Below are 13,529 nucleotides of genomic sequence, written 5' to 3'. Positions count from 1 at the left end.
GCCCGGAGAAGCAGCGGAGCCAGAAGGGTGGCCCTTTTGGCGGCTACGTACGGAGGAGGCGCTCCCTTTGCGCCGGGTCCAGAGCAGCGGCGCATGCTGCCGCCGCCAATCCGAAGGATCCGTCAAGAACCGCTCTATCGGCTCCCGCCGATGCCCCGAAGGCAGCGAACTCTGCAGTGTGATGAGCGGCCCCACGGACGTCGTAACCGACCATGGGGTGAATGCTCGGTACAACTTGGGAAACGTTGCCCATGTCGGTCGAAGCCACAGGCTCAGCGCTGAAAATGACTTCCCTGCCCCTGGCCGTCATCGCATCCCGGTAGGCCTCGGAGAGGAACGGGTCCTGGCACAGTTCGGCATAGGCGTTGCCGGAGGGCGTCACCTGGAGCGTGCATCCGCTGGCGTGGGCTCCACCTTCCAGGCAACGCCGCACTTTGCTTTGAATGATCTTCAGGTTTTCGATACTGGGAGCGCGCATTTCGATGTTCGCGCGGGCGCGCTCCGGGATAACGTTCACCGCGCTCCCGCCTTCGGTGACCACCAGCGAAACGATGGAGCCCGCAGGAAGTTGCTGACGGGCCAGGGCGATGGCCGTCTGCGCGATCACAAGGGCATCGAGGGCGTTGACGCCCTCCGACGGAGCCGCGGCGGCGTGGGCCGGGCGGCCCTCGAAAAGGACATCCCACATGCCCATGGCAAGCGACGATCCGCCCGCAACATCACTTGCCGCCGCGTGCGCCATCATGGCCAAGGACACGTCGCTGAAGAACCCTTGGTCGATGAGGTCCACTTTGCCGCCGGTGGTCTCTTCCGCGGGTGTTCCCAGCACTTTCACGGTGATCCCCAACTGGTCGGCGACGGCGGCGAGCGCCAGTGCCGCTCCCACGGCGCTTCCCGCGTTCACGTTGTGGCCACAGGCGTGGCCAATGGCGGGCAGGGCGTCGTATTCGACACACAGAGCCACCATCAGCTCACCGGATCCGAAGCGCGCGCTGAACGCCGTGGGCTGTGCCGGCTGCGTCTCGTCGAAGCTGAAACCGGCCTTTCGCAGGACCTTCCGAACGCGTTTGACGGCCCGGAACTCTTGGCCGCCGAGCTCCGGGTCGGCATGGATGGCGTGGCTGAGATCGAGGATGTCCGGCTTCCAACGGTGGACCGCGCTTTCCAGCAGGCCCCGGATTTCGTCCGGGGAAGCGAGTACGACGGCGGTGCCGCAACTGGCGCTGTTGAGTCCGGTCATCGTGCCGTCACCCCGGCAGCCGGGCGCTTGGGATAGCTGGCGCTGGCCCCTGCGGCCACCAAGGCCGCAACCGCCAAGGCTCCCCAGATGGAGAACAATCCGGTTTCGGTGATATGTCCCGATTCAGCTGACGCGGAGGAGATCAGCTTCACCACTGCGGCCCCCACCGCGATACCCACGGACAACGCCAACTCGTTCAGCCCGGCCGCCGTCGAGGTTTCTTCCAAGGGGACCCCCTCAACGGACAGTGAGCGCGTGCCCGCCTGGTACATACCCAGGCTCAGGTTGAACATGGCGAACCCGGCGCAGTACCCGGCAAACGAACCGTGGGCGAGCAACATCACGAGGAAGCCGGCGGCCAACAGCACTCCTGCGAAGACCAAAGTGGCGCGCTCTCCGAACTGGCGGAGAGCCCTCGCGGTGAGGAGCGAGGAAACCAGCGACAAAACGGAAGCCAAGGCCAGGACGATCGCGATCATGAGCGGGCTCAAGCCGAACCCATAGCCCGTCTTGTCCGGGTTGGAGTGAAGGAAAATGCCGTTGGTTCCGAAGTAGCTGATGGACGCAAAGCCGAAGAAGAACGTGGCCAATGAAATTGCGCGGATGCGCGGTAGGGCCAGCATGCGCAGGTCCATGAACCGCCTGCCCTGGGTGGCGCGGAAATCACGCCTTGCCCAGTAGGCCAGCAGGGCGAGCCCCAGTAAACCGGCCGTGAGCGTGCGGGCGTCCAGCCAGCCCCATTCCGGCGCCATGGAGAGTGCCACCACAAACCCAATCAGGCCGAGAGAGCAAGCCAACAACGGCGCAAGGGCGATGCCCTCACGAGTCGGGACCCCGGCGTCGGGCAGTAAGAAGGAACAGACGAAGGCGACCACCGCGAACGGCACGGCGATCCAGAAGCCGAGTGTTGGGTCGGTGACACCCACGATCCCGGCCAGAAGTCCGCCGGCTCCCACCATGATCATGAGCATGCCGATCATGACACTGACGCCAGTCCGGGTATGTGCAGGGCTGGTGACGCGAAGGATTCCCATCATCAACGGGATGAACCCCACCACGCACGTGAGCATGACGACGCCCAGAGTCACTGTCCACAACGACGGCCACAGTGCCATTTGAAGCACACCGAGCGTCACCACTCCTGTGGACCAGCGCAGCACCAATCTGTAGCCGTAGCTGTCACCAAGCCTGGAGATGATCGGGGTGAGCACGGCAAAACTGACGTTGGAGATGAGGAAGATGCCATTGATGGTGGGATCGTCGATCTCGAAGACCGGTCCCAAGGCGGGGAGGATGGGGTTGAGGTAGCCCTGCGTGACCCCGCTGAGCGATTCAATCAGTGCCATGGCCAGGATCATTCCTGCGATGGTCCGATGGGTCAGTATTGGCGGAGCCGGAGGTGCTGTGTTGCTTGGCATGTGCTTCCTTGGGGTGTTGGGCCGTTTAGAGCCGCCGCGGGAGGGGCTTGGTGATGCGAGTCACAACGTTAGATCGATCGATTACACTTGCCCGGGAATCGTTAAAAACCAATCCTGAGCGGGTATGCATGAATGAAACAGCCATGATCGCCGAGCTTGATCTCGAAATCGTGAATGCCCTGCAGATTAATCCGCGGGCCGATTGGAGCCGGGTCGCGGACGCCCTGGGACTCTCCGGGCCAACCGTTGCGCGGCGCTGGAACGCGCTGGCCAAGGAAGGACAGGCGTGGATCACTCCCTCTCCCGGTCAGCGTTATCTCAACGCGGGCTGGTCGGCTTTCATCCACCTGTCTTCCACGCCGGACAAGAGCGAGGAACTGCTCGAGCAACTGTGCGCGGAGCCGGCATTTGCCACGGTCTCCCTGGTCACCGGATCGCACGACATTTTCATGGACTGCTTCGCGTCCAGCCATCGGGAACTGATCGACATCGTCACCGGTTCCTTTCCCCGACTGCCTGGAATCACGCATCGCGAGGTGGTTTTTGTCACCAATCTGTACAGGCAGGCCTCGGAGTGGCGCAGTGGCACCTTGGAGCCCGCCCGGGCACGGCAGGTCTCAGCTGAACCATTGCCCGAGCAAGCGGGATACTCACCTGACCGCCTGGATGCGGCGCTTTTGGCTGAGCTGGCGAACGATGGACGCGCCAGTTGGGCGGATTTGGGTACCGCCTGTGGAGTTTCACCACAGACGGCGCGACGACGGGTGGAGCGGTTCCTCGCTGCCGGCTACATTTCCCTGCGCTGCGATACGGCGACATCGGCCCAGCAGGGCCTGCGGGAAGTGACTTTGGTGCTCAACGTCCCGGCTCACTTCGTTGACGACGTAGGCCGCTACTTTGCTGCCCTGCCAAACTGCCGCCTCAGCGCCCAGGTCCTGGGGGCCCAGAACCTGGTGGTGACCCTCTGGGTCCGCGACTATCTGGAGGTCCAGACCTACGAACGGGAACTGGCAGAGCGGGCTCCCGGAAGTGCCGTCATCTCCCGACAGGCGGTGGTACGGACGTACAAGAGGCTGGGCCACATCCTGGATGAATCCGGTCGCAGCCGCCAAGTGATACCTCTGCCGTTGTGGAGAGAAGACCCCGGCCGGTAATTGTCCACATGGCCGCATCTCAGCTCTGGACGGGACGCTGAAACAACGGCAGGATCAGACGCATGACTACGTCCATTTTCGTGAATCTCCCTGTCAGCGACCTCGAGGCATCCAAGGCTTTCTACACAGCACTTGGATACACGATCAACCCGAACTTCACCGACGAAACCGCGGCTTGCGTGGTTTTCAGCGACACGATTTACACCATGCTGCTCACGCACGACAAGTTCAGCCAGTTCACCAAGCAGCCCATCGCAGATACCAGGAACTCGACGGCGGCCATCGTCGCCATTTCGGCCGACAGCCGTGAAGACGTAGACGCGTTGGCGGGCAAAGCCCTTGAAGCGGGCGGCTCGGAGACCTATGACCCGCAGGATCTCGGCTTCATGTACAGCCGGGCCTTCAGGGACCTCGACGGCCACCACTGGGAAGTGCTGTGGATGGACGACGCCGCAGCCCAGGCAGGGCCCCCGGAACACTAAGCCAGCCCGCACACTAAGCCAGCCGGAGAACTAACCCAGCGTCACAGCCAGGATGCCAAGCACGACGGCGAGCAGCGGCGTCGTGCCTTGGATGGTCGCTGCCCGGAGGTACTTTTTGCCACTCGCCGCGAGAACCAGAGCCGCAAGAAGCATCGATCCGCAACTGCTGAAGACGAGGGTCCAACCAACCTGGGGTGCCCCCATAGCTACTGCGACGATCCCGACCAATGCCCCGATGGCGAGGAAGAGATTGTAGAACCCCTGGTTGTACGCCAAGGACTTGGTGGTCTCGGCTTCGGCTTGGGACGTGATGCTGAAGGTTTTCCAGGTTTTGGGCTTCGTCCAGGTGATGGACTCCATGGTGAAGATGTAAACGTGGAGAAGGGCAGCAATCAGGGCAAAAATCAGGGAGGCCAGGATCATGGTCTGATCCTAGCCTCCCTGTATTCCTGCGCTGCGTGTCAGGCGCGGAGCAGCTCCAGCGTGGCCCCGGCAAAGGACGCTGCCGAGCCGTTCCAGCGGGCCAGCAATCCCTGCAAATTCTCGCCATCGGCCCGGTATGCCGCTGTTTCCGCCTCCAACGTGGCCAGGATCCCGGTCCGCAGCTCCGTGTTGAAGTTCACTTTTCCAACCTGCATCCCGGGAGCTTTGGCGAGCTCACTGGCCGAGATTCCGGAGGCACCGTGGAGCACCAGAGGGACCTCGGTCCGCTCGGCAACCTGCTTCAGCACATCCCAACGGATGTTTGGCTCACCCTTGTACTTGCCGTGCACGTTTCCCACAGCGACGGCCAGCAATTGGGCACCCGTTTGTTCAACGAAACCGGCCACCTGCGCGGGGTCGGTGAGGCCGTGGACGGAAGCGCCGGCGTCGCGCGCTTCCACTGAGGTGCCGAACGCCCGGTCCTCATCGCCTGCCAGTCCCCCCAGTTCCGCCTCCATCACGACGTCGGCATGACCCGCCGCGTCCAGCGCGGCACGTACCTCGCGGACCAGGGCAACGTTTTCCTCCAGCGGAAGCGAGGAGCCATCCGCCAGAACGGAATCTGCGCCGGCATCCACGGAAGCGAGGATCACGGACACGTCCGAAGCATGGTCCAACTGGACCGAGACCTGAACGGAGGCGGAGTCAGCCAAGCCGCGGAGGGCGGAGATCAGGCGCAGCCCGTTCGGCGTGGAAGCAGTCTTGGGAGAGACCAGCAGGATCACGCCAAGCCGGGCTTCTTCCGCCGCCGAAACAACAGCCAGGGCGGTGGTGAAGTCGTAGCAGGTGAAGGCCGGAACAGCGGAACCCGAGGCAAGGGCGGAGTTGACCAGTTGATCGAGTGCAACGCGCATCAGTGGGCCAAGCCTCCCACCAGGATCCAGGCAACGTACGTCAGAACGAAGCCGGCCAAGCCGAGGATCGTGGTGAGGACGGTCCACGTCTTGAGGCCGTCGGACACGGTAAGGCCGTAGTAGCGGATCACAGTCCAGAAGCCGGCGTCGGTGACGTGGGAGAGACCGAGCGCGCCGAAACCGATGGCAATCACGATCACGGCGATCTGCGCCGGCGAGTAGCCGCCTTCCATGACCGCTGAGGTGAGCAGGCCGGTGGTCGTGACGATTGCCACGGTCGCCGAACCCTGTGCTGCGCGCAGGGCAAGCGAGATGATGAAGCCAAGCACGATCACCGGCAGGCCAAGGCTGTCCAGCGTGTGGGACAGCGCGGCGCCGATGCCGGACGTGCGGAGGACTTCACCGAAGACACCGCCGGCAGCGACCACCATCAGAATGGAGGCGATGGGAGGCAAAGCCCCTTCGAAGATTTCTCCGGTTTCCTTGAGCGACCAGTTGCGGCGGACTGCCAGCAGGAAGAAGGAAAGGGCCACTGCTACGAGGAGAGCGAAGAACGGGTTACCGATGAACGACGCCACGCCGTACCAGTAGTTGTCCTTGGCGATGGTGAGCGTGCCCACCGTACCCAGCAGAATCTGGACGATGGGAGCCGCGATGAGGAACATGATCAGCCCCGGACGCGGAGGGGCGATTGCCTGCGCACCCGGACCGTCGTGGCCCACGCGGACCAGGGAATCGGAACCGAATTCTTCCACCTGCTGCTTCACGCCTGGGAGAAGTTCGTACTCTTTGCGGTTCATGATGCTGGCAACCCAGTAGGACAGGAAGCCCAAGGGAATGCAGATGATGAGGGAGATCATGGTGATCAGACCGATGTCGGCACCGAAAACGCCGGCGCCGGCAACGATGCCCGGATGCGGCGGAACTGCTACGTGGATGGACAGCATGATTCCGGCCATGGGCAGGCCGAACTTGATCGGGTGGACCTTGGCGATCTTGGCGAAAGCGTAAACGATCGGAACCAGGACGATCACGCCGACCTCGAAGAACACCGGGATCGCGACCAGGAAGCCGACGGCCGTCAACGCGACAGCAACGCGCTTGGCACCCAGCTTCTCCGTAAAGTGTGTGGCGAGCGACTGCACGCCGCCGGAGACCTCGATCATGCGGCCGAGGATGGCGCCCAGGGCGATCAGCAAAGCGACCTTGCCCATTGTGCTGCCGACGCCGTTGGTGACCACCGTGAAGATGTCCTTGAGCGGAATCTGTGCGGCTACACCCACCAGGATGCTGACGGCGAGCAGGGCAACGAATGCTTGGATCTTGAAGCGGATGATCAGCACCAGCAGCAGGGCGATGCCCGCGGCGGCGATGGTCAGCAGCAGGGGTGTTCCCAGCTCCACTGCGGGCTTGATGGCCGGGGCATCGGCAGCCCCGACCATGAGGGAGTTGACGAGGGGATTCATTGGGGGTGTCTCCTTTGACATACCGGTCCGGACAGCAGACCGGCGGGAGGTGGCGCCGACGGCGAAGGGGGGATCGCCGTCGTCGCGCGTTCTGGTGGGGTGCTTAGGCGGTGCGCTTTGTGGGCGCAACAACCTTGATGACGGCGGAGTCGTCGGCGGCGGCGAGGCCCTGGGCCTGGCCGAGAAGGTAAAGCTGTTCAGCAGCGGCTGCAACGGGTGCCGCGAGTCCGGCGGCCCGGGTAGCCTTGCCAACGATGCCCATGTCCTTGACGAAGATGTCCAGGCGGCTGAGGACCTCGGCGCCGTCTTCCGTGTAGGCCTCAAGGATGCGCGGGCCGCGGTTGGAGAGCATGAAGGAACCGGCGGCTCCGGCTTCGAGGGCAGCGAGGGTCTTCGCCTGGTCCAGGCCGAGGGCATCGGCGAGGGCCATGGCCTCTGCAGCGGCGGCAATGTGCACACCGCACAGGAGTTGGTTGACGGTCTTGAGGGCCTGGCCGTCGCCGGGCTTGTCGCCAACGATGCTCAGGGTGGAGGCCAGCAGCTCCAGCGCGGGACGTGCCTTTTCGAGTGCTTCAGGCTCCGCCCCCACAACGATGAGCAGATCGCCTTCGCCTGCACGCTTGGGGCCACCGGAGAGCGGAGCGTCCACCAGCGAAACGCCGTACCCGGCCAGCTTGGCTACCGTGGCCGGGATGGCTTCGGTGCCCACGGTGCTGCCGAGGATCACGACGGCACCCGGCTTCAAAACGGAAGCGACACCGTTTTCACCGAACAGGACGTCGTTGAGCTGCTCGCCGTTGCGGACGGCGAGGAGCAGTGCGTCGGCGTCCTGGGACGCTTCGCGGGCCGAGGCGAAGGTCTTGATGCCGGCTGCTGCGGCGAGTTCCAGGCGGGGCTCGGCGATGTCGAAGCCGTGGACGGTCAGCTCGGAAGCGAGCCGGGTTGCCATGGGCAGGCCCATGGCGCCGAGGCCCAGGACGGTGACGGTGTAATTGCTGCTGGTCATGGTGTTCTCCATTGAATTTTCGCTGTTAGAAAGTTGCGCTGAGCTTGCGGGTGACCTGGGTCAGTGATTGGTCGTCGCCCACGTTGCCGGCGAAGACGATGTACGGAATGCCCTTCGCGGGGCCGTCCACCGGCTCCCATAGCGAGACGATGCCCGGGAGCATGGGCCCGCGGACAATCGCGTGGCGGATCTCCAGGCCGTGCGCGGCGACGTCCGAGGACGTGATGCCGCCCTTGGCGATGACGAAGCGCGGCGGGAAGGTCTTCAGCGTCCGGTTCACCACTGCGACGACGGCGGCGGAAACGGTGCGGGCAATCTTCAGGCTCGCTGCGGCGTCGTCGGTCTTGATGAGGAGGCGGCTGGTGTGGACGATCACGTCGCCGCTGCGGAGGGCATCCACGACGTCGGCCACTACCGTTCCGATGTACGCGTCGGCTTCTGCTTCGCCTTGGGTTTTGGTTCCGGCAATGAGCTTCTCGACGTCGATTTCGATGGTCCTCGCCGAGCTGTGCTGTGCCGTGAGGTCGTTGAGTTGACGCGTGGTCACGCCCACGTGCGAGCCGACTACGATCAATCCGCCGGCTGTGGAGGGAGTGTTGCCCGCGAAGGCCTCGTCCGACGTCAGTGCGGTGCGGATTTCCTGGCCGATGCGGCCCCTGACAAAGGGCGGGCCCACGCGGTAGAGGAGCCTCTTGCCGCGGCGTTCCGCTTCTTCGAGGCCAAGGGCCAGGGCGCGGAAGTCGTTTTCGGTGACGATATCTGCCACGATCGGCGTGGAATCCGTGGCGGACTCGAGGGCGTCCGCGATTGCCTTTGCGGAGATGGCCGGGTCCTGGGCCGAGGCACCTGCACGGATGATGTTGAGGTCCAGAACGATGACGTCGCTGGCGGGGAACCGGCCCTTCGACTTCTCCTCCACATACTTTGCAAGCTCGGAGTTGGTGAAACCGAAGCTGGCGTCCTTGGCGAATTCCGTCTCTGCGACCGGGGTGAGGCTCCCGGCGTCGCCCCGCATGTAGTGCACGCCGCCGATGGTGACCCGGCCGGCGTCGGGGAACGCGGGAACGATCACCACACCGTCAGTGTTCTCGCCGGTTTCCGCAGCCACGGTGGCGGCGATGACATCCGGCTCCAGCGGGTAGTGGCCACGGAGCGTGGAATCACTGCGGCTGACGAAGCCCAGGCGCAGTCCGTTCGTGGAAGCTGCGGCGGCCAGCGCGTTCCGGACGATTTCCTCGTTCCGGGCTGCAGCTTCTGCCGGGTCCAGGCTGCGGGTGTTGGTGAGGACGTAGACGGCAGGCTTGGTCTGGTTCTCGCGGATGTGGGTGAACGCCCAGGTGAAGTCGGCGACCTCCCAGCTCGTCAGGACCGCGAGGTCTGCCACGGACTGAGTGCCCGTGGGGTCGTCGTCGAGGACTACCAGGACGCGGGGAGACTCTGCCGAGGACGCGGCAACGGCGTCGGCCACGAGCTGAGCGGGGATCCGGACTTCCGCCGGGAAGGCGGACAGAACGTCGGCTTCAAGGGTCACTGTTCACTCCATCGTGGGAAATCTTTGCTGCGGTTTCATGAATGTAAGATGTCAGACATCTAACATTTGAATTAGTGTGACACACGGCTCTTGACCACGCAAGGTGCTCCGCCTCACTAGGCTGGGCGTATGGCTGACAGCGTTGTCCCGCTCCCCTTCGTGAAGGTTCTCACCCCCGCCGTTTCCGCAGGTGACGGGGCTCCCGCAGTACTGATCCACGGCTGGGCGTCCGGTTCCGTGTACTGGGAACCACTCGCGGAAAGACTGCTCGACGCCGGACGCGACGTCTGGATTCCCGACCTCCCCGGCTACCATCCAGGTGACACATTGCCGCCGGGCTTCGCCTGGACGCTGGACTCGGCGGCGGCCTCGGTAGCGGCCGCGATCGAGCTCCGGAGCGACAGCCCCGTCCACCTGGTGGGGCATTCCATGGGCGGGAGTGTCTCACTGACCCTTGCAGCAGCCCGCCCCGAATTGGTGGCAACCCTTACCCTGGTGGGCATGGCGCCGGTGCCGCAGAACCAGGGATTCAAAGAGGTGCTCAGGTCTCAGCTGGACCAGGGATTTTTCGATCCCGAAACCGTGGCAAAGCTCATGAACGCCTGGTACGGCGAGCTGCCCGCAGCAGACATGGAGAGGCTCAGCACAGGGTTCGAGGTGCCCTTCCCGGTCCTGTCCGCCAGCGCAACGGCGGCCATGACCGGCGTCGAACCTTCAGTGCCCCGGCGCGTCCACGCGCCGCTGCTGGTGATCGCAGGAACAGAGGACCGGGTGCGGCCAATGGAGCAGATGCGCTCTTTCGTGGCCGAAAGTCCGCAACGAGCACTGAAAGCGATCCCGGGTGCCGGCCACAACGTCCACTGGGAGCAGCCCGAAAAGTGCGCCGCCGCTCTCATCGGGTTTTGGAAAACAAGCCGGCCACTGCCAGCGTAAGATGTCTGACATCCATCCCGCCCCGGGTAACGCGGGCACAAGATGGGCGGGAAAACAGGAGTGGGGATACATGGCACGCAAGTCGCTGGTTGGCGTCGTAGCTGATGAGTTGCTGGACCGGATCATCGCGGGAGAATTTCCGCCAGGCACAGTTGTCCCGGGCGAGCTGGAGCTCAGCGCCAGACACGAGGTGAGCCGGATGACCGTGCGTGAAGCCATGAAAACCCTGGAAGCGCAGCGGATCCTCAGTGTCGAACGGGGCCGGGGCACGTTCGTGAATCCGCTGAATCAGTGGGCATCCCTGGAAGCCGTGCTGCGCGCAGCGTCGGAGGGCACCAAAGATGCCGCAGCGGCAATCCAGCTGATCGAACTCCGCCGCATGCTGGAGACGGGCGCCTGCGAACTGGCCGCCGAGCGTATCTCAGACGACGAACTCGTCACGCTCAAAGAGCATGTGGAAAAGATGCAGTCCTCCCACGAAGTCAATGACCTGGCAGGGTTTGTGGAAGCCGACCTGGCCTTCCACGACGTGATTCTGCACGCCTCCGGCAACGTCTTCGTGGCAGTGCTTTTCGAACCCCTGCACAGGGTACTGGAAGCCCGGCGCGCTGAGACTTCAGCGTTCCCGGAGATCCAGGAACACGCCATCGGACACCACCGCAAGATTGCCGCGGCGCTGGAATCCCGCAACCCCAACGAGGCACGGCTCGCCATGGACGCCCATATGCAGCAGACCCTGGACGACCTGAAGACATACGTCCTGGAGGCGTAGCTAGCGCCGCAGTGTCTCCGACGGCAGCTCCCCGAAGGTCTTCAGATAGAGCGCAGAGAACCGGCCCTGGTGCGTGAAGCCGCACAGCTCCGCCACCGCCGTCACGCTTTGCTCACGTGGACTGGCTTCCAGGAGCATTTCGCGGGCGCGGTCCAGCCGGATGCTCCGCAGCAGGTCCGACGGCGTCGCCCCGGTTTCGGCCCGCAGAGCCGTTTGCAGCGTGCGGACCGAAACGCCAAGGCACTCGGCGATATCGGGCACCGTGAGTTCCTCGGTAGCGTGACGCTCCAGCAGTTCGCGGCACTCCCGGACCAGCCGGCCCTCCGCTTCCGCACTCCGGGCTTCCCCGGTGGGCGGCTGCATCGCCATCAGCAGCCGGGACACCATACTGTCCGCCAACAAGCCCTGTACGAACGCCGGCGCGGCGGACTGCGGCTGGCTGATCAGGTCGTCATGAAGCTCGACGACGGACCTCAGGAAGGCGCGACCGGCGGCGCCTGACAGATCCATGCCGTAGCCAAGCTCCACGGCGCCCTCCCCATACAGTTGTTCGGCCACCCGCTCCAGTGCTGTTCGACGCACGTAGACGATGAGATGTGGACTGCCGCCGTCCCAACTCATGGAGAATGGCCTGTCGATGGGCGGAACGGTGGCCATGCGCGGACTCGATTCCACAGTGCTCGCCCCCACCTGCATGGACGCATGCCCGGCCAGCGGGATCTGCACCAGATGGAAATCCTGCAGTCCTTCGGGTTCAATCCGGACATCGGCGCCGTAGTCCAGGAACTCAATCCCCACATCGCCCCGGTGCAGGGAACGCAGCTTCATGTCCACCGTGGACGTCCGGGTCCGCGGTGCGAGTTCATGGCTGCAGAACAGTTCGGCGATCCTGGCGTGGGCTTCATCCACGTCAGTTGTGGCCGTTGTAGGCCGCCCCCGCAGCACGTCACGGGGAAGAATCTTCACCATTTGGGCACCCACTCCACACTTCTGCGCTTTTCGGATGATCCCCGCGCACCGTGGATATTCCGGATTTCAGCGGCCACCTAGAGTCGCCTTTAGGACAAGTATGACCCAGCTCACATCACGATAACAGCAGCGGAAGCGAGGTGAGGACCAATGAAAAACATCAAGCTCGTACACGACCGGCGGGAAGAGTGGGATCGCCACCACTTCGAACTCTGGGCGGCGGAACTCCGGGCCAAGGACGCGCAGCTCACCTCCGCAGCCTGGGTTGGTTGGCACGAGGAAGAGGAAGACCCTGCGTAATCCGGATGATGCCTGCGCTTAGTGGATAGTCCCGCCTGCAGCGACTGCCTAGAGTCACTTATTGAACAACCATGACGCACGTCACATTTCTTCAATATCATCAGAACGGGAAAGGTTTGGACCATGCCAGGACTCGACGGCAGGACAGCAATTGTCACCGGTGGGGCAACCAAGGTGGGGCAGGGCGTGGTGACCGCTCTGCGGGACGCCGGGGCCACGGTGGTGGTTGCGGACATAGCTCCCGACGGCGGCACCCTCACCAAAGCGCTGGGGGAAGGGATCCACTACTCCCACACGGACATCACCGACGACGACGCAGTCCAAGACCTCGTGGAGGAGGCTGCAGCCATCCACGGAAGCCTGGACATCCTGGTCAACCTCGCCTGCACCTACAAAGACGATGGCGCAGCATCCGGCCGCAGCGACTGGCTCGAGGCACTCAACGTCAACCTCGTGAGCGCCGTGATGACAAGCAACGCTGCCCGACCCCACCTCAAAGCCTCCGGCCATGGCGCGATCATCAACTTCACCTCGATCTCCAGCTCTGTGGCACAGACCGGCCGCTGGCTGTACCCGGCCAGCAAAGCGGCCCTCGTTCAAGTCACGCGCAGCATGGCCGTGGACTTCGCGGCAGACGGCATCCGGGTGAACTCCGTCAGCCCGGGATGGGTGTGGAGCAACATCATGGACTCCCTCAGCAACGGTGACCTCGCCAAGACGGATTCCGTGGCCGCCCCCTTCCATGCACTCAAGCGCGTCGGCCGCCCGCACGAGGTGGGGGACGTCGTCGCGTTTCTCGCCGGCGACCAGGCAAGTTTCGTGACCGGCGCCGATTGGGCGGTCGACGGCGGCTACTCCGCTTTGGGTCCCGAACGCGCCGAAGAGACCATCCCCCTGCTGGCCGCCAACTGACGCCCAGGA

General features: G+C 64.1%; 15 protein-coding genes. 7 read left to right on the top strand and 8 right to left on the bottom strand.

Annotated features, from left to right (window positions below; genetic code table 11):
• Positions 1-43: 43 nt before the first annotated feature.
• Together IEY62_RS20080 and IEY62_RS20075 are read right to left on the bottom strand one after the other, a co-directional pair.
• Entirely contained in the window at positions 44-1,240 is a 1,197-nt protein-coding gene (locus IEY62_RS20080; RefSeq protein WP_189021173.1) for an amidohydrolase, read from the bottom strand.
• Entirely contained in the window at positions 1,237-2,658 is a 1,422-nt protein-coding gene (locus IEY62_RS20075) for an MFS transporter (RefSeq protein WP_189021172.1), read from the bottom strand. The genes IEY62_RS20080 and IEY62_RS20075 overlap by 4 nt, the downstream gene beginning before the upstream one ends.
• Positions 2,659-2,786: 128 nt before the next feature.
• On the opposite strand from IEY62_RS20075, the gene IEY62_RS20070 reads away from it, so the two are divergent.
• Positions 2,787-3,812 (top strand): Lrp/AsnC family transcriptional regulator, encoded by a 1,026-nt coding sequence (locus IEY62_RS20070; RefSeq protein WP_189021171.1) that lies wholly within the window; start codon positions 2,787-2,789, stop codon positions 3,810-3,812.
• Between the two features lie 62 nt (positions 3,813-3,874).
• Positions 3,875-4,294 (top strand): VOC family protein, encoded by a 420-nt coding sequence (locus IEY62_RS20065; protein WP_018778986.1) that lies wholly within the window; start codon positions 3,875-3,877, stop codon positions 4,292-4,294.
• Between the two features lie 30 nt (positions 4,295-4,324).
• On the opposite strand, the gene IEY62_RS20060 is transcribed toward IEY62_RS20065, so the two are convergent.
• The 3 genes from IEY62_RS20060 to IEY62_RS20050 are packed head-to-tail and all read right to left on the bottom strand — an operon-like array spanning position 4,325 to position 7,097.
• On the bottom strand, positions 4,325-4,717 hold the full coding sequence (locus IEY62_RS20060) for a DUF1304 domain-containing protein (RefSeq protein WP_189021170.1): 393 nt from the start codon (positions 4,715-4,717) through the stop codon (positions 4,325-4,327).
• A 38-nt stretch (positions 4,718-4,755) separates the two neighbouring features.
• Positions 4,756-5,631 (bottom strand): class II fructose-bisphosphate aldolase, encoded by an 876-nt coding sequence (locus IEY62_RS20055; protein ID WP_189021169.1) that lies wholly within the window; start codon positions 5,629-5,631, stop codon positions 4,756-4,758.
• Complete coding sequence (locus tag IEY62_RS20050) at positions 5,631-7,097, bottom strand: GntP family transporter (protein WP_189021168.1); 1,467 nt, start codon at positions 7,095-7,097, stop codon at positions 5,631-5,633. The genes IEY62_RS20055 and IEY62_RS20050 overlap by 1 nt, the downstream gene beginning before the upstream one ends.
• Before the next feature lie 5 nt (positions 7,098-7,102).
• Here IEY62_RS20050 and IEY62_RS21940 point away from each other — a divergent pair, with 5 nt between their 5' ends.
• Positions 7,103-7,204, top strand: a complete 102-nt coding sequence (locus IEY62_RS21940) for a hypothetical protein (RefSeq protein WP_407671505.1) — start codon at positions 7,103-7,105, stop codon at positions 7,202-7,204.
• Here IEY62_RS21940 and IEY62_RS20045 read toward each other — a convergent pair.
• Entirely contained in the window at positions 7,201-8,103 is a 903-nt protein-coding gene (locus tag IEY62_RS20045; RefSeq protein ID WP_189021167.1) for an NAD(P)-dependent oxidoreductase, read from the bottom strand. The two genes, IEY62_RS21940 and IEY62_RS20045, sit on opposite strands and share 4 nt — an antisense overlap.
• 25 nt (positions 8,104-8,128) lie before the next feature.
• Positions 8,129-9,634, bottom strand: a complete 1,506-nt coding sequence (locus IEY62_RS20040) for a four-carbon acid sugar kinase family protein (protein ID WP_189021166.1) — start codon at positions 9,632-9,634, stop codon at positions 8,129-8,131.
• 129 nt (positions 9,635-9,763) lie between these two features.
• Here IEY62_RS20040 and IEY62_RS20035 point away from each other — a divergent pair, with 129 nt between their 5' ends.
• Positions 9,764-10,567, top strand: coding sequence for an alpha/beta fold hydrolase (locus IEY62_RS20035; protein WP_189021165.1), 804 nt, complete (start codon positions 9,764-9,766; stop codon positions 10,565-10,567).
• Between the two features lie 70 nt (positions 10,568-10,637).
• Positions 10,638-11,339, top strand: coding sequence for a FadR/GntR family transcriptional regulator (locus IEY62_RS20030; protein ID WP_189021164.1), 702 nt, complete (start codon positions 10,638-10,640; stop codon positions 11,337-11,339).
• Here IEY62_RS20030 and IEY62_RS20025 read toward each other — a convergent pair whose 3' ends face one another.
• Positions 11,340-12,308 (bottom strand): AraC family transcriptional regulator, encoded by a 969-nt coding sequence (locus IEY62_RS20025; protein ID WP_189021163.1) that lies wholly within the window; start codon positions 12,306-12,308, stop codon positions 11,340-11,342.
• 150 nt (positions 12,309-12,458) lie between these two features.
• On the opposite strand from IEY62_RS20025, the gene IEY62_RS20020 reads away from it, so the two are divergent.
• Both IEY62_RS20020 and IEY62_RS20015 read left to right on the top strand, forming a co-directional pair.
• Entirely contained in the window at positions 12,459-12,608 is a 150-nt protein-coding gene (locus IEY62_RS20020) for a hypothetical protein (protein WP_189021162.1), read from the top strand.
• A 123-nt stretch (positions 12,609-12,731) separates the two neighbouring features.
• Positions 12,732-13,520 carry an SDR family oxidoreductase gene (locus tag IEY62_RS20015; RefSeq protein ID WP_189021161.1) on the top strand — a complete coding sequence of 263 codons (789 nt, stop codon included), beginning with the start codon at positions 12,732-12,734 and terminating at the stop codon, positions 13,518-13,520.
• Positions 13,521-13,529 lie beyond the last annotated feature (9 nt).

Origin of the sequence: Paenarthrobacter histidinolovorans (assembly GCF_014647595.1) — a bacterium.
In the GTDB taxonomy this organism is placed as follows: domain Bacteria; phylum Actinomycetota; class Actinomycetes; order Actinomycetales; family Micrococcaceae; genus Arthrobacter; species Arthrobacter histidinolovorans.
The sequence above is the reverse complement of the archived record's forward strand: the minus strand, read 5'-3'. Positions and strand labels throughout refer to the sequence as shown.